The following is a 21964-nucleotide window of genomic DNA, read 5'->3' as shown; positions in this document are numbered from 1 at the left end:
CGGAACCGCTTCATTAAACGGGCGCCGGCTTAACGCAACGTCAACGACGCGCGGGCGCCAGGTCAGCCGGTCATGCCCGAATGCCTGAGCAGGGCCTCGATGCGTGGCGCACGGCCACGGAAGGCGCGGAAGTTGTCTGCCGCGCTGCGGCTGCCGCCGCGGGCCAGCACCTCGTGGCGGAAACGTGCGCCGGTCGCGGCCACCGCGGCGGGCGCCTCCTCGAAGGCGGCATAGGCATCCGCGCTCAGCACCTCGGCCCACTTGTAGCTGTAGTAGCCGGCCGCATAGCCACCGGCGAAGATGTGGCTGAACTGGTGCTGGAACCGGTTCCAGACAGGCGGACTGTTGACCGCGACCTCGCCCCGCACGCGATCGAGCAGCGCCTGCACCGGCTCGCGGGCCGGATCGAAGCGGTCGTGCAGCAGCATGTCGAACAGTGCGAACTCCAGCTGGCGCACGGTGGCCATGCCGCTCTGGAAGTTCTTCGCGGCCAGCATCCTGTCAAACAGCGCGTGCGGCAGCGGCTCGCCGCTGTCCACGTGTGCGGTCATCGCTTCGACCCGCGGCCATTCCCAGCAGAAGTTCTCCATGAACTGGCTGGGCAGCTCCACCGCGTCCCACTCCACTCCGTTGATGCCGGCCACGCCCAGCTCGCCCACCCGCGTGAGCAGCTGATGCAGGCAGTGGCCCATCTCGTGGAACAGGGTGGTGACGTCGGAATGGCTGAAGGTCGCAGGCTTGCCGTCGATACCGCGTCCGAAGTTGCAGACCAGGTACACGATCGGCGTCTGCGTGGCGTCGGCACGCTCGCGACGGTTGCGGCAGTCGTCCATCCACGCGCCGCCGCGCTTGCCCTCGCGCGCATACAGGTCGAGGTAGAACTGGCCGACCAGGGCGCCCTCGTCGTCGACCAGGCGATGGAAGCCCACGTCCTGGTGCCAGACCGGCGCCGTGTCGGACTCGACGCGCAACCCGTAGAGGTCGTGGATCAGGCCGAACAGGCCGGCCAGCACCTTCGGCTCGGTGAAGTACTGCTTCACTTCCTGGGCCGAGTAGCTGTAGCGCGCCTGCCGGAGCCTGTCGCTGGCGAAGGCCAGGTCCCAGGCCTCGAGGGCGTCGATGCCCAGCTGTTCGCGCGCGAAGGTTTCGAGCTCGGCACGATCCTGCTGCGCATGCGGCTTCGCGCGCGCGGCGAGGTCGCGCAGGAAGCCCAGCACTTCGTCCGGCGTGTCGGCCATCTTGGTCGTGAGCGAGTAGGTGGCGTAGCTGTCGAAGCCGACCAGCGCGGCCAGCTCCGCGCGCAGGGCGAGGATGCGATCGATCAGCGCGCCGTTGTCGAGCGCCGGATCGTCGCCCAGCTCGGAGGCACGCACCGCGTTGGCGCGATACAGCGCGGCGCGCAGTTCGCGATCCTCGGCGTAGGCCTGCACCGGCAGGTACACGGGCATCTGCAGGCCGAGCTTCCAGCCGGGCCTGCCGTCGTTCTCCGCCGCATCGCGGCAGGCGGCGAGCACGTCGGCGGGAAGGCCGGCAAGCCGCGCCTCGTCCTCGACGTACAGGGCGAAGGCATCGGTGGCGTCGAGCACGTTCTGCGAGAAACGCGCCTGCAGTGCGGCGAGCTCCTCGCGGATTTCGCCAAAGCGCGCCTTCCGCGCCTGCGGCAGCTCCGCGCCGCCGAGACGGAAATCGCGCAGCGCGTTTTCCACCACCTTGCGCCGCGGCTGGCTCCAGTCCGCGAAGCCGGGCGCTTGGGCCAGCCGCCGGTACTGCGCGAACAGCGCCTCGTTCTGTCCCAGCGCACTCCAGAAGCGGGTGACCGCCGGCAGCGTCTCGTTGTAGGCCGCGCGCAGTTCGTGCGTGTTGACCACCGCCTCCAGGTGGGTGACCTGGTTCCAGGCGCGCCCCAGGCGTTCGGTGGCATCGTCCAGCGCAACGGCGAAGGCCTCCCAGGTCACCGGCGAGACGGCTTCGGCCAGGCGGACCGCGGCTTCGGCTTCCGACAGCAGCTGTCCGATCGCCGGAGCCACGTGTGCGGGACGGATGTCAGCGAAACGCGGCAGGCCGAAGAAATCGAGCAGCGGATTGGAGGACATGGCGTGCACGGGTTGGAGGGGGCGGACAGGATGCCACGGCCGCCGAAACCCGCCGCGGAACACACCGTGCCCGCTCAGCCGTGCTCTTGTAGAGGTGGGCCGGGCAGCACATCGCGTCCTTTCTCCCGCCTCACGAGGCATTGATCGAGGCTACGTCAGCCTCCCGGCTTCATTGACGCGCGAGGCGGAACCGGTGCCCCTGGCAGAACGTAGCCCGTCGGATCTCCACGCGCCGCCACGTGGCCTGGCACGCAGCGGCGGCATCGCCCACAGCGCAGCATCCCGCCGCGCCCGCCCACTGCTGTCATTTCGACCGCAGGGAGAAATCGTCCCCACCGCCGCCCCGTTCCCACGCCGAGGCCGCTGACGCGATGGCCACTCCACGCATCCGCACCGGCTGCGCCGGCTGGTCGATCGGCACGCCCCAGCGCGGCCTGTTCGGCGATGGCCCGAGCATGCTCGCGCGCTATGCCACGCGCTTCGACATCGCCGAGGTCAACTCGTCTTTCTACCGGCCGCATCGGCGCGATACCTGGCAACGCTGGGCGGACAGCGTGCCGGCAAGCTTCCGCTTCTCGGCCAAGATGCCGCGCACCATCTCGCACGAGCTTGTGCTGCGCGGCGCGGGGCCGGCGCTGGACCAGTTTCTCTCCGAAGTCGATGGCCTGGGCAGGAAGCTCGGCGGCCTGCTGCTGCAGCTACCGCCCAGCCTCGTCTTCGATGCGCGCAGCGCCTCGTCGTTCTTCCGCATGCTGCGCCGGCGAACCGATCTGCCGGTGGCCTGTGAGCCGCGGCACGCCAGCTGGTTCGACGCGCGCGCCGATGCGCTGCTGCAGCAGCACGCGATCTCGCGCGTGGCAGCCGACCCGGCGCGCCTGCCGGAAGCCGCACTTCCCGGCGGGGCAGCCGCAGGCTGGACCTACTGGCGCTGGCATGGCGCGCCGCGCATGTACTACAGCCGCTACGACGACGCGGCGCTGGCGGCGTTGGCGGCACAGGTCGCGTCCTGCAAACGGGTACCCACCTGGGTGATCTTCGACAACACCGCGCACGGCCACGCCGCCACCGACGCCCTGCGCTTCCAGACCATTGCCGGCGCCAGGCGACGCGCCCGCGGGAGCACACATGCCTGAAGGCCCGTCCATCGTCATCCTCAGGGAAGAGGCCGCCCATTTCCGCCGCAAGACCGTGCGCCACGTCGAGGGCAACAGCAAACTCGACCTCCAGCGCATGCAGGGGCGGCGCGTGGTGTCCGTGCGCAGCTGGGGCAAGCATTTCCTGCTGGAGTTCAGCAGCTTCAGCCTGCGCGTGCACATGCTGATGTTTGGCACCTACCGCATCGACGACCCCAAGCCCAGGCCCGTGCGCCTGTCGCTGCAGTTCGACAACGGCACGCTGTACTTCTATTCGTCCTCGCTCAAGTACATCGAGGGGCCGCTGGACGACACCTACGACTGGCGCGGCGACGTGATGTCCCCCGAATGGAGCCCGCCGCTGGCGCGCAGGAAGCTCAAGGCGCAGCCCGAAGTGCTGGTCTGCGACGCGCTGCTCGACCAGGACGTGTTCGCCGGCGTCGGCAACATCATCAAGAACGAAGTGCTGTTTCGCATCCGCGTACATCCCGAGACACGCGTCGGCGACCTGCCGCCGCGCAAGCTCGGCCAGATGATCGCGCAGGCGCGCGAATACAGCTTCGATTTCCTCGAATGGAAAAAGCAGTACGTGCTGCGCAAGCACTGGCTGGTCCACCGCAAGCGCGACTGCTCCGAATGCGGCAGTCGCCTCGAGCTCGCGCACCTCGGTACTCGCCAGCGGCGGACCTTCTGGTGCAACCACTGCCAGGTCCGCTACTGAGGGGAACCGGTCCGGTGCTGCCGGCAGCATTCTGTTCGCGCCCGGCAGCCGCCCGGCAATGCCGGCCGTTGCGCGGGGACCGCGCAAACCCGGTTCACGCGCACCGAACCTGGCTGGTTCTAGAGTGGACCGATGATCATCAGATCGTCGGAAGAGTTGCCGCGTACGACGCTGCTCAAGCGCTTCCCCGTACCCCGGGACCTCGGCGTCCCCGCGGCGTCGCGCATCGGTCCCGGCAAGACATGGCCGGCGCCACCAGGTGCGGTGCGGATCAAGTCATTCCAGGTGTATCGATACGATCCAGACCCGAGCGACGGGCTCGCCTCGACCCCACGGCTGGACACCTTCGAGGTTGACCTCGACGACTGCGGCCCGATGGCGCTCGATGCGCTGCTCTGGATCAAGAACAAGGTCGACTCGACGTTGACCCTGCGCCGTTCCTGCCGCGAGGGCGTCTGCGGCTCATGTGCAATGACGATGGACGGCACCAACTGGCTTGCCTGCACGCGCTTCATCTCCGACCTGGCCGCTTCACCCACGATCTACCCACTGGCCAGCTTTCCGGTCATCAAGGACCTGGTATCGGATACCACGCACGCTTTCGCGCAGTACGCGGTCGTCCAGCCCTGGCTCAAGACGCGGACCGCGCCGCCAGTGCGCGAACGCCTGCAGTCGCAGGAGCAGCGCGCCGAACTCGACGGCTACTACGAATGCATCCTGTGCTTCTGCTGCACCTCGGGCTGTCCGAGCCACTGGTGGAATGGCGACCGTTTCCTGGGCCCGGCCGTGTTGCTCCAGGCGTGGCGCTGGCTTGCCGACAGCCGCGACGACGCCCGCGACGAGCGTCTTGACGCACTCGAAGATCCGTTCCGACTGTATCGCTGCCACACCATCCTCAACTGCACCCGGACCTGCCCGAAACAGCTGAACCCCGGCAAGGCAATTGCCGAGATCAAGAAAATGATGATGGAGCGGCACGGCTGATGGACGATAAAAGCCAGGGCGCCGCGACCAGGCCCGGCCAACACCGGCCTCGGCCGAGGTCGCCCAACATGCAGATCTATCGGCCGCAGCTGACGTCGGTGCTGTCCGTGGTCAACAGGATTACCGGGGTCATCCTCAGCGCCGGCGCGGTGGTGCTGGTGCTCTGGCTGGTTGCGGCTGCAAGCGGGCCGCAAGCCTATGCCGTGATCCAGGACGCCATCGACTCATGGGTCGGCCAAGTGATGCTGCTTGTATGCACCTTCGCGTTCTTTTTGCACCTGTGCGGCGGCATCCGCCATCTGGTCTGGGACACTGTGCACGGCTTCGAGCTGCACGCGATCTATGCATCCGGGTGGTGGGTCGTGGCGGCGAGCCTGGTGCTCACGGCCCTGGCATGGGGTGGCAGTGCATGGCTCGGGTCATAGCGCCATGACGCGCCATCCGCCCCGCAATACGCGTTCGCCGCTGGCACACGCCATTGGCCTCGGTTCGACCCGGTCAGGCGTTGCCCATTGGTGGGCGTTGCGCGTGTCCGCCATTGCGCTGGTTCCGCTGACATTGTGGTTTGCCGCCGCGCTCATCCTGCACACCGGAAGCAGTCATTCCGAGTTCGTAGCCTGGCTGCGATTGCCCCTCAACACGATCGCAATGGTGTTGCTCCTGGTTGCGGCGTTCCACCACACGGCGCTTGGCGTGCAGGTAGTGATCGAAGACTACATGCACTCCACCGCCAGGTTCGCTGCCCTCTTGCTGCTGCGCCTGGGCTGCATCGCTCTGGCGCTGGCGGGGATCCTGGCCACGCTTGGCATCGCGTTCAACGGATAGGCCGGACCCCACCACCAATCATGAAACCGGAGGAAGCCACATGACATTCCAGCTTGATTCGGCAGCACTGGTCATGCCACTCGTCCCACGACGGCCACACCGTCCTGGAAGTCGCCATGTTCGTTAACGGCGTACTTGTCGCCGCGCGCACGCGCCTGGTCACGCTGGCCGACAGCGCTGCACTCCTCGAAGCCGCGAAATTGCTGGGCGAGCCGGACACGGACCTGGTCGTGGTCTGCGGGCCCGATGGCTTGTTGGCAGGCGTGGTCACCAGCTCGAACGTGGTCGAGCAGATGGGACGTTGCCAGGGCTGCGGATGCACCACGGCGGCTGCGCTGGTGATGACGCGCGACGTGGTGGTGTGCCATCTGGGCGATCCGCTGGATGAAGTGTGGTCCAGGATGAAAGCTCGCGGCTTGAAGAACCTGCCGGTTCTTGATGAAGCCCGGCGACCGTTGGGCGTGCTCAACGCACGCGACGTGCTGCAGGCGCTGCTGCTGGAGGTCGAGAACGAGGAGTCGCTGCTCCGCGATTACGTGATGAACACCGGATACCGCTGACAGTCGCCAGCTGATGCCCGGCGCGGACTCGGCCGGATCAGTAGATGGTGGGCCCACCAGGACTCGAACCTGGAACCAAGGGATTATGAGTCCCCTGCTCTGACCGTTGAGCTATAGGCCCGCGCGACGCCCATTATCACCGCACCGCGGGGCCTGCAGTTGCTGCTGAGGGCCGGCGGGCTGCGCCGGCGCGGGTTGAAGCCGACATCAGGGATGCGGACACCGTCCGGAGCCGGCAGTTGGCGGAGTCGGGTCGGGGATCGGGGTCCGGTGGGGGAGTGGATCACCTGGTGCCGGATGGGATGCCAGCCATCGCGCCAGTGCCGGTCGCCAACCTGCAAACAAAAATCGCGCAACCGGGGCCAGTCGACGAGTCCGGCCACGGCTGCGCGACACGAGCCGGGCGGCGCAAGCCGCCCGGTCGTCGGGGTGACGGCTTACTGGCCGTCGGTGTTGTTGCGGCCGTCGGCCGCGGCGTTGGCTTCCTCAGCGGCGTCCTGCGCCTGCTCGGCAGCGTCAGCGGCCTTCTCGGCGGCATCGGCGAGGTCGTCGCGACGGGTCATGTCGTCACCCGCGCCGCCAACCTGGCCGGCGATCTGGGAGGTCGCGTCCGCTGCGGCGTCGGCCGCATCAGCGGCGGCCTGGGCAGACTGCGCCGCAGCCGTGTCGCCGGTGCTGGCTGCGTTCTGGGCGGCCTGCTGCGCTTCGGTCGCCGAGTTGGCGGCTTCCTGGGCGGAGTTCTGGGCCTGGTCGGCGTTGGAACAGGCGCCCAGGCCGGCGGCAAGAGCAAGCGCAAGAAGGGTCTTGGCGGTATTCATCGAAAGGTCTCCTGTTTCCGGCGCTAGGTGCGCCGTCGGGAGGCACTTTGCCGATGGCCATGTCGGCATCGCGCGAAGCCCGGCGCGCCGCCGCAGCGCCGTTCAGGTTTCGCCGACCCAGACGACAATCGCCCCGGCGCGCAAGGCACGCCGGGGCGATCGATGGGGCCAGGACCGCCAGCGGCGGACCTGCAGGCCGGTGCCGCGCCTCAGTCGATATCGAGGAACGAGCGCAGTTGCTCGGAGCGGCTGGGATGGCGCAGCTTGCGCAGCGCCTTGGCCTCGATCTGGCGGATGCGCTCGCGGGTGACGTCGAACTGCTTGCCGACTTCTTCCAGCGTGTGATCGGTGTTCATGTCGATGCCAAAGCGCATGCGCAGCACCTTGGCCTCACGCGGGGTCAGCCCGGCGAGCACGTCGCGCACGGTCTCGGACAGGTTGATGTTGGTCGTGGCCTCCACCGGGGACTCGACGTTCGTGTCCTCGATGAAGTCGCCCAGGTGCGAGTCCTCGTCGTCGCCGATCGGGGTCTCCATGGAGATCGGCTCCTTGGCGATCTTCATCACCTTGCGGATCTTGTCCTCGGGCATCTCCATTTCCTTGGCCAGCTCCTCTGGCGTGGCCTCGCGGCCGTACTGCTGGAGCATCTGGCGGGAAATGCGGTTGAGCTTGTTGATCGTCTCGATCATGTGCACCGGGATGCGGATGGTGCGCGCCTGGTCGGCGATCGAGCGGGTGATCGCCTGGCGGATCCACCAGGTGGCGTAGGTCGAGAACTTGTAGCCACGGCGGTACTCGAACTTGTCCACCGCCTTCATCAGGCCGATGTTGCCTTCCTGGATGAGGTCGAGGAACTGCAGGCCGCGGTTGGTGTACTTCTTGGCGATGGAGATCACCAGGCGCAGGTTGGCCTCGACCATTTCCTTCTTGGCCTTGCGCGCCTTGGCTTCGCCATAGGCCATCGCACGGTTGATCTCGCGCAGGTCGGCCAGCGTGACCATCATCGCCTTCTCGACCGCGAGGGTGGCTTCCTGTTCGGCGATGATCTGGTCCTTGACCTCGCGCATGCCGCTCGACCACTTCTGCTTGCGCTTGAGCACGTCATCGACCCAGCCCAGGTTGGTCTGGTTGCCATCCCATGCGCGGATGAAATCCCTGCGCGGCATCCTGGCCACGCGCGTGGACAGGTCGAGGATGCGGCGCTCGTGGTCCTTGATCTGGCCGACCACCTCGCGCAGCTTGCGGACCAGGGTGTCGGTCAGCGGCAGCGGCAGCTTGAGGCTGGTGAAGATCTCGGCCATTTCCTCGCGAAGCTTCAGCGCGGGCTTGGCCTCGGCGCCGCTCTTGGCGTAGGTCTTCTGGAACTTGGTATACAGCGCGGCGAGCGCCTCCATGCGGCGCGCGACCTCGGCCGGATCCGGACCGGTCGGGCCGGCCTCCTCGGCCTCCTCGGCGGCCTCCTCTTCCTCCTCCGCCTCTGCGCCATCTGCGGCGGTGCCGGCGGCAGCGGCGGCGGCAGCAGGGGCGGGCGCCGGAGCGGGAGCGGGCGGCTCCGCCACGGGCTCTTCCTGGTCGTTGAAGCCGACCACGAGTTCGGCCAGCCGCTTCTTGCCGGCCTTGTGCAGCTCGAAGTCCTCGAGCAGCAGCTGCACCGACCACGGGAAGCTGGCCAGCGAGGCCAGCATCTGGTTCAGGCCTTCCTCGATGCGCTTGGCGATGGCGATCTCGCCTTCGCGGGTCAGCAGCTCGACCGTGCCCATCTCGCGCATGTACATGCGCACCGGGTCGGTGGTGCGGCCGCCCTCGGCATCGAGCGCGGTCAGCGTGGCCGCCGCTTCCTCGGCCGCGGTGTCATCGACTTCGCGGTTGCCGGTGGAGTCGCCGGTGAGCAGCAGCGATTCGACGTCGGGCGCAACTTCGTGCACCTCGATGCCCATGCCGTTGATCATGCCGATGATGTCCTCGATCTTCTCCGGATCGACGAGATCGTCGGGCAGGTGATCGTTGACTTCGGCGTAGGTCAGATAGCCCTGCTCGAGCCCCTTGGAAATCAGGAGCTTGATGGCGGACTGTTCGGCTGGACGTTCATTCGCCATGAGGCGCGCACCCGGGGGGAAAAGTGAACCCGTAATTATACCATTGCAGCCCGCTCGGATCCTGCGCGGACGGCCTGGACCCGGCCTCCACCGGCCGGACCCGACAACAGATGGGGGCGGATCGGCAGGTTTCCAGCGTCTGGAAAGGGCATCGCGGGACCCGGAGGAGCGCCTGCGCATGCAGCGCGCTGGGCAGCGGCCTCCTCAACCGGGCAAGCCGCGCCCTCGGCGGGCGGGCCCGGATCAGGCTTTCAGCAGAAAGGTCACCGGCCCGTCATTGGCCAGGTCCACCACCATGTGCGCTCCGAATCGACCGGTTTCCACGGCGCCGGGGTGGCGGGCGCGGCATTCAGCCAGCAGTTGGTCAAACACCTGCCGGGCCTCGGCCGGCGCTGCCGCGGTGCTGAATCCGGGGCGCATCCCGGAGCGCGTGTCGGCCGCCAGGGTGAACTGGCTGACCAGCAGCAGCCCGCCGCCGGTGTCGGACAGGGAACGGTTCATCCGCCCCTCGGCGTCGGCAAATACGCGGTAGCCCAGCAGCCGGTCGACCATCCTGGCGACCTGGCCCGCGCCGTCGCCCGGCTCCACGCCCACCAGCGCGACCAGGCCGGGCCCGATCCGGCCGAGCGTCTCACCGTCGACGCTGACACTGGCCTGGCTGACGCGCTGGATGAGGGAGAGCATGGTCTGGGGAGGCGGGAATTGGAGGCGGAGAGTGGCGTCAGAGACCGCGGAGCGCCCGGGAACGGCTGATTGGACGACGGGGCCAAGAGCCGCGGGGCGTGGAACGGGTGCCAAGTCCGCCAAAGCCTAATGGTTTGTCATTGCGGGCGCAGCTGAGGGCTCCGCGGTTCGTCCAAGGCCGGAAGCAGATCCCTCGCTGCGCTCGGGATGACAAACCTGGGACCGGGCGGCGGTCCACTGCCCGCCCTCGCTACACTGGCCGCGTGACCGACCTCCTTGCCCGCCTCCTGTATGCGCTTGCCGCGGCGATCGGACGGCTGCCGTGGCCGGCGCTGCGGCGCATGGGCGACGCGCTGGCCTGGGTGTGGCTGCGTACCGGCGCGCGCGAGAGCGTGGTCGCGCTGCGCAACCTGGAACTGGCCTATCCGGAGATGCTGCCGCTCGAGCGTGCCGACTGGCGCGGCCGCATCCTGCGCTCGACCGGCCTGCAGACCCTGCAGACGCTGCGGCTGTGGACCCGCCCGCACGCCGAGAGCCTGGGCCTGATCCACGAGGTCCATGGCGAGGCGCTGTTCGACGAGGCCTTGGCCGCCGGCCGCGGCCTGATCGTGGCCGCGCCCCATTTCGGCAACTGGGAGCTGCTCAACCAGTGGCTGGCGGCGAAGACGCCGCTGGCGATCCTCTACAAGCCGCCGGAGTCCGCGATCGGCGAGGCCTTCCTGCGCCGGGTGCGCGCCGATGCCGACGCCGGGCGCATCACCCAGGTACGGGCCGAAGGCGCCGGCGTGCGCCAGCTCTACAAGCGGCTGCAGGCCGGCGGCGTGGTCGGCATCCTGCCCGACCAGCAGCCCAAGGGCGGCGATGGCGCGTTCGCACCGTTCTTCGGCGTGCAGGCCTCGACCATGACCCTGCTCGGCCGGCTCGCCGCGCGCAGCGGCGCGACGGTGCTGTTCGCCTGGTGCGAACGCATCGGACCGGGGCCTGGACACGCACTGCGGATCATGGCGGCCTCGCCGGGCATCGATTCGAATGACGCCCAGGTCGCGACCGCCGCGCTCAATGCCGACGTCGAGCGCATCGCGCGGCGCGACCCGGCCCAGTACCAGTGGACCTACAAACGCTTCAAGGCGCAGCCGCCCGGCAGCCACGTGTCCAATCCGTACGCCGACCTGGAGCGCGGATGAGCGAGCCCTCTCCACCGCCGGATCCGGAGCCGATCGCCGCCACGGACGACTGGCAGCCGCTGCCGCCGCGCGCGCGCTGGCTGTTCGTGGCCGGCAACGTGTTCGGCAACGGCGTAGTCGCCCTGGCCCTCCTCGTCCCCATCGGCCTGTTGCTCGAATCGTCCATCGGGCTGCCGCTCGCGCTCGCGCTACTGGTCGTGCTGCCGGCGCTGGGCGCCTGGATGGGCCTGCGCCGCCACGCCTGCACGCGCTGGCGGCTGGATGGCGACGGCTATGCCCTGCGCCGCGGGCGGCTGTGGCGCCAGGAGACCTTCGTGCCGAGGTCGCGCGTGCAGCACCTGGACATCCAGCACGGGCCGATCGAGCGGCACTTCAAGCTGTCGACCCTGGTGATCCACACCGCCGGCAGCCGCAACAACTCGGTGGCGACTCCCGGGCTGGATGCGCAGGACGCCGAGCGGCTACGCGACCACCTGGCGCGCTGGATCGAGCATGACGACGACGACGCCTGAGCCGGCACCACAGGCCCCGTCCGTGGACCGGCGCCTGCATCCCTGGTCCTGGCTGTTCGTGCTGCTTGGCTCGCTGCGCCAGCTCCTGGTGCCGCTGCTGGTGCTGGTCGTGTTCGGCGGCCGTCGCGACGAGGGCTACCAGCTGATCGCCGCCGGCGTCGCCGTGGTGGTGCTGGCGCTGCTGTCGGTCTGGCGCTATTTCACCTATCGCTACCGCATCGAGGGCGACAGCCTGGTGATCCGCAGCGGCCTGCTCGAGCGCAGCCTGCGCCAGGTGCCGTTCTCGCGCATCCACAACGTCGAACTGCGCCAGACGCTGCTGCACCGGCTGTTCGACGTGGCCGAGGTGAAGCTCGAATCGGCCGGCGGCACCAAACCCGAGGCGCAGATGCGGGTGCTGCAGCTGGACGACGCGCTGGCGCTGGAGCGACTGATCCGGCACCGCGCACGCGGTGCCGAAGACGCGTCCGACGCCGCGGACTCGGCTGCCGCGATGCCGGAGCGCGGACACACCCTGCTGGCGCTGCCGCTGTCGGAAATCGTGCGGCTGGGGCTGATCTCCAATCGCGGCATGGTGGTGGTGGGCGCCGCGTTCGCCCTGGCTTGGCAGGCGCTGCCCGAGAACGCCTTCAAGCAGGGTTTCAACCTTGCCCGCAGCGAGCTGTCCGGTTACGCCGAGCACATCAATGGCGGCTGGACCTCGACCGCGCTGGCGGCGACGGGCGTGCTGCTGTTGGCGCTGGCGCTGGTGCGGCTGTTCTCGGTGCTGCTGGCGATCGTGCGCTACCACGGCTTCGAACTGCGCGAGCACGGACGTCGCCTGACCGTCGAGCGCGGGCTGCTGTCGCGCGTGCGCAGCAGCGTGTCGCGACGCCGCATCCAGGCCTGGACGCTGCGCGAAGGCATCCTGCACCGCCTGTTCGCGCGGCGCTCGCTGTCGATCGATACCGCCGGTGCGCAGACCGGCAGCGGCGAGGGCCAGGCGCGCGATGCGCCGGAGCTTGCCCCCATTGCCACGCCGGAGGCCTGCGACGCGCTGCTGCGCCATCTGCTCGACGGTCTCGCCTGGCCACCGCAAGGCTGGCGCCCGCTGCATCGGCACGCGTGGCTGCGGCTGCTGCTGGGTGATGCGGTGTTCGGCCTTCTGCTCAGCGCCGGCCTGTGCTGGTACCTGGGCGCCTGGGGCCTGCTCGGCCTGCTGTGGCTGCCGTGGGGCTGGCTGCTGGCCACGCGCCACGCGCACTTCGCCGGCTATCACGTCGACGCGCGCCTGGTGGCCGTCCGCGAGGGCTGGTGGTCGCGCCACTGGCGCTTTGCCGAGATCGACAAGCTGCAGGCGCTGCAGCTGCGCCAGTCGCCGCTCGACCGCCGCTTCGGCATGGCCTCGCTGTGGCTCGATACCGCCGGCGCCAGCCCGATGGCGCCACCGCTGCGGATGCGCTGGCTGCCGCTGGACGATGCGCGCGCGCTGCATGACCGGCTTGCGCGCGAAGTGGCGCTGCGGCCGCTGCGCTGGTGACAGGCCGCGCGACGGTGATGCACCATCGCGGCCCGTGCCGGCCGCACGCCGCAGGCTTCCTTGCACCGTGACCCTCTCCGCAACCTGGAACCACTGATGTCCGACACTCCAGCCCCACCGGCTCCAGGTACCCGAGGCCCGCTGCTCGTCCGCCTGTGCAACTGGGTGGGTGAAGTGGTGCTGTCGGTGCCGGCGATCCGTCGCCTCAGCCTGGCTGGATATTCGGTGCATCTGTACGGCAAGCGCTGGGCGCCCGCGCTGCTGGAGGGCCTGGCGTTGCCGGTGACGGTTCGCGACGAACGGCACCGGCTTGCGATCGGGCAGCTGCGGCAGGTGTCCCGCGCAATGCGCGCGCACGAGCCTGGAAGCAGGCCGGGCGCGCTGCTGTTCACGCGCTCCATTTCCTCGGCGGTCGAGACCCGGCTCGCCGGCTTCCGGCCGGTGGGCTATGCCTACGACGGCAGGCAGCTGTTCCTGCACGAGGCCTACCCGCGGCCCCGGGGGCTGCATATGGGCGAGGAGTACTGGCGCATCGTCAACGCATTCCTGCGCGAAGACCTGCCGTTTCCGTCCAGCCTCGACCTGGTTCCGAGCGCCGGCCAGACCGCAGCCGCCAGCGCACTGCTGGCCCAGGCGGGCATTGCGACCGGTTCCTACGTGGTGCTGTGCCCGTTCAGCGGCAGCGACGATCGCGCCGACCGCAAGGTCTGGCCCGGCTTCGCCGACATCACCCGCCATTTGCTGGAACGGGGCCGCACGGTGGTGGTCTGTCCCGGGCCGGGTGAGGAAGATGCAGCGCGCGCGCGTACCCCCGGCGCAATCCTGTTCCCCGGCGTCGACCTGGGCATCTATTCCGCGCTGCTGGCGCTGTCGCATGCGGCGGTTTCCAACGACACCGGTCCCGGGCATATCGCCGCCGGCGTCGGCGCGCGCCTGGTGAGCATCCACGGGCCACCGTCGACGGCGGCCTGGGCGCCGGTGGGTCCGCAGGTGACGCTGTTTCCGTACGCAGGGCGATGGGCCAGCGTGGAAGAGGTCGCGCAGGCGCTGCGCTGATTGCGGACGCGCGTCAGGCGCCCGGCGCTGTCGCCACCAACTCGAGGAACAGGTCCTCGTAGCGCTCGTTCATCAGTTCGCGCGAGTGCCTCGACATGGCCGCCTCGCGCCCGGCCGCGCCGAGCCGGTCGGCCAGGGCGTCGTCCTGCAGCGCGTTCGCGAGCGCGTCGGCGAGCGCGACCGGATCTGATTCCGGCACCAGCAGGCCGTCGACGTCGTGGTGCAGCAGTTCACGCACGCCGGGCACCGCGCTCCCGATCGCGACGCAGCCCGCCGCCATGCCTTCGATCAGCGCCAGCGGCATGCCCTCGTAGTGCGTGGCGAGCACCGAGATGCGGTGGCCCAGCAACAGCTCGGGCACGTTCCGGCACAGCCCGAGGAACCGCACCTGCCCATCCAGGCCGAGCGTGCTGCACAGCTTCTCCAGCGGTCGCCGGTAGCGCGGCTTGCCGTGCCCCGCAATCAGCACCGGCGGCGTCAGGCCCCGCTCCTTCAGCACCGCAACCGCGCGCAGCAGGGTGGCGTGGTCCTTCTGCCGCGACAGCCGCGACGCCATGACGATGCCCCCAACGCGCTGCGACGGAGGTACGGGCGTGGACACCTGGAACGGCTCGAGGCGGATCCCGTTGGGAATGGCGATCGTGCGCTCCGGCGGCATTCCCATCCCGAGCAGCACCTCACGCACCCCTTCCGAACAGCCGACGATGCGCGCGGTGCGCGCCGCCAGCCAGCGCATCTGCGCACGGCGCCAGCGGGTATAGCGCTCGCGCGTGTTGTGTTCGACATGGACCAAATGCGGCACCTTCGCGATCAGCCCGGCATAGCGCCCCCACAGGTGCTCGCTGAACCCGTGCGCGACCAGCACGTCGGGCCTGAACTCCCGGCACAGCCGTACCAGCGCGAGCACCGTGGCGACATGCGACCAGCCGGCCACCACCCGCACCGGCGTGCCTGCCGCCTCCAGCTCGGCCACGCGCGCCGGATCTGTCCGGGACTTGCGCCGCAGGACCAGCAGCGGCTCGATCCGCCCGCCATCGCGCTCGGCGTTGACCAGCTGGATCGCTACCTGGATCGAACCACTCGAAAAGCCCCCGGTGACGAAATGGAGGACACGCAGCTTCGCTGTGGCGGCCGTCACCGGCCACCTCCAGGCACCGGCCAGGCGGAGCATCCGCCCGCGGAACTCCAGTGCGGTTGCAACACAGTCCCGGCCAAACGCCCGTGGCGGTCACACGCGGGGCACACCTGTCCCGGAACGTCCTTGCGGACCTCCCGCACGCACTTGCGGCATCCGGTCATGCTGCGGCCTCTGGTCAGTCGGGCCATTCTAGTGGCGCGTGCCGGCGATCCGACAGGTGCTGCACCGCGCGGCGGTCATGGGCCGTCGCGCAGCAGGCTGGCGTAGTAGAAGCCGTCCATGCCCTGCTCGCCGGTCAAACGCTGACGGCCCGGCCCCTGGTCACGTCCCAGGGATGCGTCCAGCACCTCGGCGCGCGCGTCCGGCGTGCGCTCGAGCATGGCGGCAACCTGGTCGTCGTTCTCGGACTTGAGGATCGAGCAGGTGGTGTAGAGCAGGCGGCCGCCGGGCGCGAGCAGCGGCCACAGCGCATCGAGCAGGCGTGCCTGCAGGCCGGTAAGCGCGGCCAGGTCGGATGCGCGGCGGTGCAGCAGCACGTCGGGCTGGCGGCGCACGATGCCGGTGCCCGAGCACGGGGCATCGAGCAGGATCGCCTCGAAGGGCACGCCGTCCCACCAGGCGGCGGTGTCGATGGCGTCGGCCGCGACCAGGCGCGCGCTGGTGCCGAGGCCCAGGCGATCCAGGGTCTCGCGCACCCGGCGCAGGCGACGCTGGTCGATGTCGATGGCGGTCAGCTGCAGGCTGGGGTCGCGCTCGAGCAGGTGCGCGGACTTGCCTCCGGGTGCGGCGCAGGCATCCAGCACGCGCGCACCAGGCGCCGGCGACAGCGCATCGGCCACGCGCTGCGCGGCGGCGTCCTGCACCGACACGTCGCCCCCGGCAAACCCCGGAAGCGTGGTCGGCGATACCGGCGCGTCGATGCGGATCGCATCCGCAAGTCCGTCGACCAGCGCATGCGCGATGCCGGCCTGGGCGAGGCGCGCGGCATAGTCCTCGACGCTGCCGCGGCCGCGATTGACGCGCAGCCAGGTCGGCGCCGGCACGGCGCTGGCGCTGAAGATGGCCTCGGCATCCTGCGGCCAGTCGCTGCGGATGCGCTCGCGCAGCCACCCGGGCCAAGCCACTTCCATGTCGCCGGCAGGCAGCCCATCGCGCTGCGCCCGGCGCAGCAGCGCATTGACCAGGCCGGCCTGGTGGCTGCGCCCCGCCACGCGGACCGCGTCGACCGTCGCGGCCAGCGCGGCGTGGGCGGGCAGCTGCAGCGGATCGAGCTGGGCGAAGCCGACGTACAGCAGCGCGCGCAGTGGCGCGTCCCGCTGCCCCAGCGGCCTTGGCATCCATGCCTGCAGCGCGGCCTCGTAGCGCGGGCGGTTGCGCAGCGCGGCAAAGCAGATCGCCTCGATCAACGCACGATCGCGCGGATCGGCGATCTTCGGCAACGCGGCCGCCAGTTCGGTCTTCAGCGAGCGGCCCTGCAGCACCGCATCGAGCACGCTGGCTGCCGCCACGCGCGCTGCGGCGCCGGTTCTGGAATTCATGGTCATCGTCCTGCGCTGCCGTTACGTGCCCATTGTGTGCCGCACGACTGGAGCTGGCGTCGACTCATCCCACACGCAGCAGGTCACGCCGTGCGTTGAGGTAGTCGGCGGCGGTCACGACCTTGCCGCCGGCCCGCTGCAGGGAGCGGATCCGCAGGGCGCCTTCGCCGCAGGCGATATCGATGCCGTCGCGGGCGGCCACCAGCACCGTTCCTGGCGCGGCCCGATGTGCCAGCGGCAGCGCGACCGCGCCGTGGATGCGGAGCACCTCGCCGGCAACGTCGCCCTCGGCCACTGGCCACGGCACGTAGGCGCGCACCTTGCGCGCCAGCGCCTCGGCCGGCAGTCGCCAGTCCAGCCGCGCCTCGGCCTTCTCCAGCTTGTGCGCGTAGGTGGCACCTTCCTCCGGCTGCGGCCGCGGCGCCGGACGCACGCCTGCGCGCAGCAGCGCCAGGCCGTCCCCCAGCACCTGGGCGCCGAGATCGGCCAGGCGCGCATGCAGCTGCCCCCCGGTCTCGCACTCTGCGATCGGCGTGGTCTGCGACAGCAGCACCGGACCGGTGTCCAGGCCCTGCTCCATCTGCATCAGGCACACGCCGGTCTCGGCATCGCCGGCCTCGATCGCGCGCTGGATCGGCGCGGCGCCGCGCCAGCGCGGCAGCAGCGAAGCGTGCACGTTCCAGCAGCCGAAGGTCGGGATGGCCAGCACCTTCGGCGGCAGCAGCAGGCCGTAGGCGACCACGACCATCAGGTCCGGCTTCAGCGCGCGCAGCGCCTTGCGCGCCTCCACCGTGCGCAGCGTCTGCGGCTGCAGCACCGGCAGTCCGAGGCGCTGCGCCTCCTGCTTGACCGGCGAGGCCGCCAGCCCGCGCCCGCGCCCGGCGGGCCGGTCGGGCTGGGTATAGACGGCCACCACCTCGCCGCGCGCGGCGGCCACGCGCAGCGAGGCAACGGCGAAGTCGGGAGTACCGGCGAAGACGATGCGCATGGCGGCGTGGCCCTAGTCGCGACCCTTGCGCAGCTTGTCGAGCTTCTTGATCGCGCGGTCGCGCTTGAGCGGCGAGAGGTAGTCGATGAACAGCTTGCCGTCGAGATGGTCGATCTCGTGCTGCACGCAGGTGGCGAGCAGCCCGTCCACGCGCAGTTCGAATGGCTTGCCGTGGCGGTCCAGCGCGTCGACGACGATGCCGTCGGCGCGGGTCACGTCGGCGTAGATGCCCGGGATCGACAGGCAGCCTTCCTGGTGCGCGCGCAACTCGTCGGAGCGTTCGCGGATGGTCGGATTGATGAAGACCAGCGGCTGCTCATGCCCTTCGGTGACATCGATCACCATGAAGCGCTGGTGCGTGTCGACCTGGGTCGCGGCCAGGCCGATGCCCGGCGCCTCGTACATGGTCTGGAACATGTCGTCGAGCAGGCGCTGGAAGACAGGATCTTGCAGATGGCCGGCATCAACCGGCCTGGCCACGGTCCGCAGGCGGGGGTGGGGATATTCGAGGATCGGGAGCAGGGCCATGGCGGAAAGGTGGCGGCGGTCACAACCGCGTGGAACGGCTGGCCATTGTAGCGCCCGGCGGCTTGCAACCGGCCGCCACTTGTACGTTATAGTGCGGCTGCTGCACGGGGAAATCTTCAAGGGGAGCAACTAGATGGCCCGTATGCTTAAGCGCCTTTCTCAGGGGCTCCGCACGACGTGCGTGGTCGCATTGATGACGGTGGCCACCTACGCGGCTGCGCAGACCATGCGTGGCGATCATCCCGATACCTATGTCGTGCAGCGTGGGGATACGCTGTGGGACATCGCGGGCAAGTTCCTGCAGAAGCCATGGCTGTGGCCGGAAATCTGGCAGGCCAACCCGCAGATCCACAACCCGCACCTGATCTATCCGGGTGACGTGGTCAGCCTGGCCTACCTCAACCGCGTGACCGCCAGCGAGGGGCCGCGCGAAGCGACCGCGCAGCCGATCAACGCGATCCCGCTGTCGGACGTGGAGGCCTTCCTGAAGGACCTGCGCGTGGTCGACGAGTTCGAGCACCTGCCCTACGTGGTGGGCCTCGAAGAAGACCGCATGCGCGTCACCCAGGGCGAGGTCGCCTACATCCGCGGCCTGCCCGGCGCCAGCGCCGGCCAGCGTTACGCGGTGGTGCGTCCGACCGTGCGCTATACGCACCTGGACCGCAGTGGCCTGTGCTGCGACCTGTTCCACAAGGACGACCTGGACTTCCGCGGCAAGCGCATCGCCGACTTCCAGCAGTACTGGACCAACGTGGTCACGCCCGACAAGGGCCAGGAACTGCTTGGCTACGAGCTGCAGCGGGTCAACGTGGGCACGATCACGCGTGGCGAGGTCGGTGGCATCCAGGCGAGCACCCTGCTGCTGGACGAAACCGGGCGCGAAGTGCGCGTTGGCGACCGCCTGATCGCGATCGACGCCCAGCCCTACGACCTGCAGTTCTTCCCGCACGCACCGGCGCAGCAGCTCGAGTACGGCCGCGCCCGCGTGCTGGCGGTGGCCGACACGCTGACCCACGGCGGTCCGCGCGATGTGGTGGTGCTGTCGATTGGCGCCCGCGAGGGCGTGAACAACGGCACGGTGTTCTCGCTCTGGCGCGAAGGCACCAATACCGTGGACCGGGTCGAAAAGGGGCCCGATCGCGACGCAGACACCGTGTTCTTCGAGAACAAGGTGCGGCTGCCCGACGAGTTCGCCGGCCATGCGATGGTGTTCCGCACCTATGACAAGGTCAGCTACGCGCTGGTGATGGACAGCATCAAGCCCACCCGCATCGGCTACCACCTCAAGCATCCCGACGCGCCCTACTGACACGGCGCGGGGTTTTCTGACAGAGTCCAGCGACGGCGCCTTCGGGCGCCGTCGTCGTCTGTGCGGCACGCTGCCGCCATGACGCCCGACGACCTCGCCCTGCTGCGCCTGATCGAGTGTGGCGGTGCCAGCGCGCCACGCCGCCTGCTGCTGGAACGATTCACAACGCCCGCCGCCGCGCTGGCCGCGGGCCCACGCGCCTGGCGCGAGGCCGGACTCGATGAGGCACAGGTGCGCGCGCTGGACAGCGGGCACACGCCCCCACCCCGGCAGTGCGAGTGGCTGGCCGGCCCACGCCACCACCTGATCGGCTGGCACGACCCCGACTATCCCGCCCTGCTCCGCCGCATCTCCAGCCCGCCGTTGGCCCTGTTCGTGGCTGGCGACGCCGACCTGCTCTGGCACCCGGCGATTGCCGTGGTCGGCACCCGCGCCCCGACCGCCGGTGGCCGCGACCACGCCCGCGAATTCTCCCGCGCCTTCGTCCGCGCGGGCCTTGCGGTCTGCAGCGGCCTCGCCGCCGGCATCGACACCGCCGCCCACGAGGCTGCGCTGGAGGCCGACGGCATCACCGTGGCGGTGCTCGGCAGCGGCATCGACGTGCCCTACCCGCGATCCAATGCCGGCCTGCACCGGGCCATCGCGACGTGCGGCGCGGTGGTCAGCGAGCATCCGCCCGGCACCGGGGCGCGCAGCGAGCACTTCCCGGCCCGCAACCGGATCATCGCCGGGCTGTCCCTGGGCACCCTGGTGGTCGAGGCCGCGCATCGCTCCGGTGCCTTGATCACCGCGCGCCTGGCCGCCGACGCCGGGCGCGAGGTCTTCGCCCTGCCCGGATCGATCCGCAACCCGATGGCCCGCGGCTGCCACCGGCTGCTGCGTGACGGCGCGGTCCTGGTCGAAACCCCGGCCGAAGTGAACGCTGCACTCGTAGCGGTGGCCGCATCGCTGGCCGACGCCTTGCGCAAGCGCCTGCAGGCCCCCATCCCTGTGTCCGCGGACGCCGTGCACGGGTCCGCGGGGAGTGCAGCGCCGGAGGATCCGGACTACCAGCGCTTGTGGTCGGCTCTGTGCCATGACCCAAGCCCTATGGATGAATTGCTGGAGCGCACTGGATTGACGACCGCGGAAGTGTCGTCCATGCTCCTGCTCCTGGAGCTGGATGGCCGTGTCGTGCAGGCGCACGGCCGGTATTCCCGAAAGTCCTGACATATCGCGCCTACAGGCGCAGGCCGGGGGGAAATGAAAGAAAGCATCCTGGACGTCCTGCTCTATCTGTTTGAACACTATTTCAGCGAGGACGCGGATCTCATCCGCGACCGCGACTCCCTCCAGGCTGGCCTGCTCGAGGCCGGCTTCAGCCCGGCGGAGATCAGCAAGGCCTTCGACTGGCTCGACGCGCTCGCCCAGCAGCGGCCCGACGCCGGCGTGCTGCGCGCGGACGGCCCGGTCCGGGTCTATTTCGGCCCGGAGCTCGACAAGCTCGACGTCGACTGCCGCGGCTTCCTGCTGTTCCTGGAGCAGCACGGCGTGCTCGACGCCGGCCAGCGCGAACTGGTGCTGGACCGCGCGATGGCGCTCGACCAGGACGAGCTGGACCTGGACGACCTCAAGTGGGTGGTGCTGATGGTGCTGTTCAACCAGCCCGGCATGGAAGCGGCGTACGCCTGGATGGAAACCCAGATGTTCGCCGACGAGCCCGAGCCGGTGCACTGACGCACCACCGAAGCCCTTGATGAACCAAACCACCCCGGGTGCCGGCCCACCGCCGCTGCCGCCCAGCCGTCCGCACGCCCCACCCCCGCCGCCACGCAAGGGCATGAGCGGCTGCCTGATCGCGCTGCTCGTCGCGGGCGGGCTTGCGATCCCGCTGGTCGCGATCATGGCCGCGATCGCGCTGCCAGCCTACAACGACTACCTTGCGCGCGCGGTGGCCGCTGCGGCGCTGGCCGAAACCGCTCCGCTCAAGGCGCAGGTGGCCGAGTTCGCGGCGCGCAATGGCCGCTGCCCGATCGATGCCGACCTCGGATTCCGCGCCGCAGGCGCAGCCGGCAGCGCCCACGACGGCGTCGGCTTCGGTCGCACCGGCGTCGGCTGCGCGCTGGAGATCCGGCTGCGCGACGACAAGGGCGGCGCTATCCACGGCAAGCACCTGTGGCTCGAACTGGACGCCAGCGGCGCCTGGCGCTGCAGCTCCGACGCTGAAGACAAATACCTGCCCGCCGATTGCCGCGGCTGAGGCGGGCGCCGCCGGGGAGCGGCGCCGACCCACACATAA

At 69.8% G+C, this 21964-nt stretch carries 22 protein-coding genes and 1 tRNA gene; 14 read left to right on the top strand and 9 right to left on the bottom strand.

Going from position 1 to position 21964, the window contains the following annotated elements; genetic code table 11:
- Window positions 1-62 precede the first annotated feature (62 nt).
- Entirely contained in the window at window positions 63-2093 is a 2031-nt protein-coding gene (locus ACW5DW_RS02115; RefSeq protein WP_457017064.1) for a M3 family metallopeptidase, read from the bottom strand.
- Between the two features lie 371 nt (window positions 2094-2464).
- Here ACW5DW_RS02115 and ACW5DW_RS02110 point away from each other — a divergent pair, with 371 nt between their 5' ends.
- The 6 genes from ACW5DW_RS02110 to ACW5DW_RS02085 all read left to right on the top strand — a co-directional run bounded on the left by ACW5DW_RS02110 (window position 2465) and on the right by ACW5DW_RS02085 (window position 6316).
- Entirely contained in the window at window positions 2465-3226 is a 762-nt protein-coding gene (locus ACW5DW_RS02110; protein WP_457017062.1) for a DUF72 domain-containing protein, read from the top strand.
- A complete protein-coding gene (locus ACW5DW_RS02105) occupies window positions 3219-3947 on the top strand; it encodes a DNA-formamidopyrimidine glycosylase family protein (protein ID WP_457017060.1) in 729 nt (242 codons plus the stop codon). The genes ACW5DW_RS02110 and ACW5DW_RS02105 overlap by 8 nt, the downstream gene beginning before the upstream one ends.
- A 132-nt stretch (window positions 3948-4079) precedes the next feature.
- The gene (locus ACW5DW_RS02100) at window positions 4080-4931 is read left to right on the top strand and encodes a succinate dehydrogenase iron-sulfur subunit (RefSeq protein WP_457017058.1); all 852 of its coding nucleotides are present in this window, start codon (window positions 4080-4082) and stop codon (window positions 4929-4931) included.
- Complete coding sequence (gene sdhC, locus ACW5DW_RS02095) at window positions 4931-5356, top strand: succinate dehydrogenase, cytochrome b556 subunit (protein WP_457017057.1); 426 nt, start codon at window positions 4931-4933, stop codon at window positions 5354-5356. Before ACW5DW_RS02100 ends, sdhC begins: the two co-directional genes overlap by 1 nt.
- Before the next feature lie 4 nt (window positions 5357-5360).
- Window positions 5361-5756: a succinate dehydrogenase, hydrophobic membrane anchor protein gene (gene sdhD / locus ACW5DW_RS02090; RefSeq protein ID WP_457017056.1), complete on the top strand. Its 396-nt coding sequence runs from the start codon at window positions 5361-5363 to the stop codon at window positions 5754-5756.
- Between the two features lie 116 nt (window positions 5757-5872).
- Window positions 5873-6316, top strand: a complete 444-nt coding sequence (locus ACW5DW_RS02085) for a CBS domain-containing protein (protein ID WP_457017054.1) — start codon at window positions 5873-5875, stop codon at window positions 6314-6316.
- Between the two features lie 45 nt (window positions 6317-6361).
- Here ACW5DW_RS02085 and ACW5DW_RS02080 read toward each other — a convergent pair.
- The 4 genes from ACW5DW_RS02080 to dtd form a co-directional block, all read right to left on the bottom strand.
- Window positions 6362-6437, bottom strand: a tRNA-Ile gene (locus tag ACW5DW_RS02080).
- Window positions 6438-6753: 316 nt separating this feature from the next.
- Window positions 6754-7134 carry a hypothetical protein gene (locus tag ACW5DW_RS02075; protein WP_457017053.1) on the bottom strand — a complete coding sequence of 127 codons (381 nt, stop codon included), beginning with the start codon at window positions 7132-7134 and terminating at the stop codon, window positions 6754-6756.
- 209 nt (window positions 7135-7343) lie between these two features.
- Window positions 7344-9230 (bottom strand): RNA polymerase sigma factor RpoD, encoded by a 1887-nt coding sequence (gene rpoD, locus ACW5DW_RS02070; protein WP_457017052.1) that lies wholly within the window; start codon window positions 9228-9230, stop codon window positions 7344-7346.
- Between the two features lie 243 nt (window positions 9231-9473).
- Window positions 9474-9914: a D-aminoacyl-tRNA deacylase gene (dtd, locus tag ACW5DW_RS02065; RefSeq protein ID WP_457017050.1), complete on the bottom strand. Its 441-nt coding sequence runs from the start codon at window positions 9912-9914 to the stop codon at window positions 9474-9476.
- A 152-nt stretch (window positions 9915-10066) separates the two neighbouring features.
- On the opposite strand from dtd, the gene ACW5DW_RS02060 reads away from it, so the two are divergent.
- From ACW5DW_RS02060 to ACW5DW_RS02045, 4 genes are all read left to right on the top strand, one after another.
- On the top strand, window positions 10067-11098 hold the full coding sequence (locus tag ACW5DW_RS02060; protein WP_457018377.1) for a lauroyl acyltransferase: 1032 nt from the start codon (window positions 10067-10069) through the stop codon (window positions 11096-11098).
- Window positions 11095-11610: a PH domain-containing protein gene (locus ACW5DW_RS02055; protein WP_457017049.1), complete on the top strand. Its 516-nt coding sequence runs from the start codon at window positions 11095-11097 to the stop codon at window positions 11608-11610. The genes ACW5DW_RS02060 and ACW5DW_RS02055 overlap by 4 nt, the downstream gene beginning before the upstream one ends.
- On the top strand, window positions 11591-13129 hold the full coding sequence (locus tag ACW5DW_RS02050) for a PH domain-containing protein (RefSeq protein ID WP_457017048.1): 1539 nt from the start codon (window positions 11591-11593) through the stop codon (window positions 13127-13129). The genes ACW5DW_RS02055 and ACW5DW_RS02050 overlap by 20 nt, the downstream gene beginning before the upstream one ends.
- A 96-nt stretch (window positions 13130-13225) precedes the next feature.
- A complete protein-coding gene (locus ACW5DW_RS02045; RefSeq protein ID WP_457017047.1) occupies window positions 13226-14185 on the top strand; it encodes a glycosyltransferase family 9 protein in 960 nt (319 codons plus the stop codon).
- A gap of 13 nt (window positions 14186-14198) precedes the next feature.
- Here ACW5DW_RS02045 and ACW5DW_RS02040 read toward each other — a convergent pair whose 3' ends face one another.
- The 4 genes from ACW5DW_RS02040 to def form a co-directional block, all read right to left on the bottom strand.
- On the bottom strand, window positions 14199-15323 hold the full coding sequence (locus ACW5DW_RS02040) for a glycosyltransferase (protein ID WP_457017046.1): 1125 nt from the start codon (window positions 15321-15323) through the stop codon (window positions 14199-14201).
- 236 nt (window positions 15324-15559) lie between these two features.
- Complete coding sequence (gene rsmB, locus ACW5DW_RS02035; RefSeq protein ID WP_457017044.1) at window positions 15560-16867, bottom strand: 16S rRNA (cytosine(967)-C(5))-methyltransferase RsmB; 1308 nt, start codon at window positions 16865-16867, stop codon at window positions 15560-15562.
- Window positions 16868-16925: 58 nt separating this feature from the next.
- A complete protein-coding gene (fmt, locus tag ACW5DW_RS02030; protein WP_457017043.1) occupies window positions 16926-17849 on the bottom strand; it encodes a methionyl-tRNA formyltransferase in 924 nt (307 codons plus the stop codon).
- A 12-nt stretch (window positions 17850-17861) separates the two neighbouring features.
- Window positions 17862-18377 carry a peptide deformylase gene (def, locus tag ACW5DW_RS02025; protein WP_457017041.1) on the bottom strand — a complete coding sequence of 172 codons (516 nt, stop codon included), beginning with the start codon at window positions 18375-18377 and terminating at the stop codon, window positions 17862-17864.
- A 142-nt stretch (window positions 18378-18519) separates the two neighbouring features.
- Here def and ACW5DW_RS02020 point away from each other — a divergent pair, with 142 nt between their 5' ends.
- The 4 genes from ACW5DW_RS02020 (at window position 18520) to ACW5DW_RS02005 (ending at window position 21925) form a co-directional block, all read left to right on the top strand.
- Entirely contained in the window at window positions 18520-19686 is a 1167-nt protein-coding gene (locus ACW5DW_RS02020; RefSeq protein ID WP_457018376.1) for a LysM peptidoglycan-binding domain-containing protein, read from the top strand.
- Between the two features lie 78 nt (window positions 19687-19764).
- Window positions 19765-20895, top strand: a complete 1131-nt coding sequence (gene dprA / locus ACW5DW_RS02015) for a DNA-processing protein DprA (protein ID WP_457017039.1) — start codon at window positions 19765-19767, stop codon at window positions 20893-20895.
- A gap of 33 nt (window positions 20896-20928) precedes the next feature.
- On the top strand, window positions 20929-21402 hold the full coding sequence (locus tag ACW5DW_RS02010; protein ID WP_457017038.1) for a DUF494 family protein: 474 nt from the start codon (window positions 20929-20931) through the stop codon (window positions 21400-21402).
- Between the two features lie 19 nt (window positions 21403-21421).
- The gene (locus ACW5DW_RS02005) at window positions 21422-21925 is read left to right on the top strand and encodes a pilin (protein ID WP_457017036.1); all 504 of its coding nucleotides are present in this window, start codon (window positions 21422-21424) and stop codon (window positions 21923-21925) included.
- The last annotated feature ends 39 nt before the right edge of the window (window positions 21926-21964 follow it).

It is taken from the genome of Luteimonas sp. A482, assembly GCF_054072655.1.
Note: the sequence above shows the minus strand (reverse complement) of the source record. Positions and strands in the feature narration are given on the sequence as shown.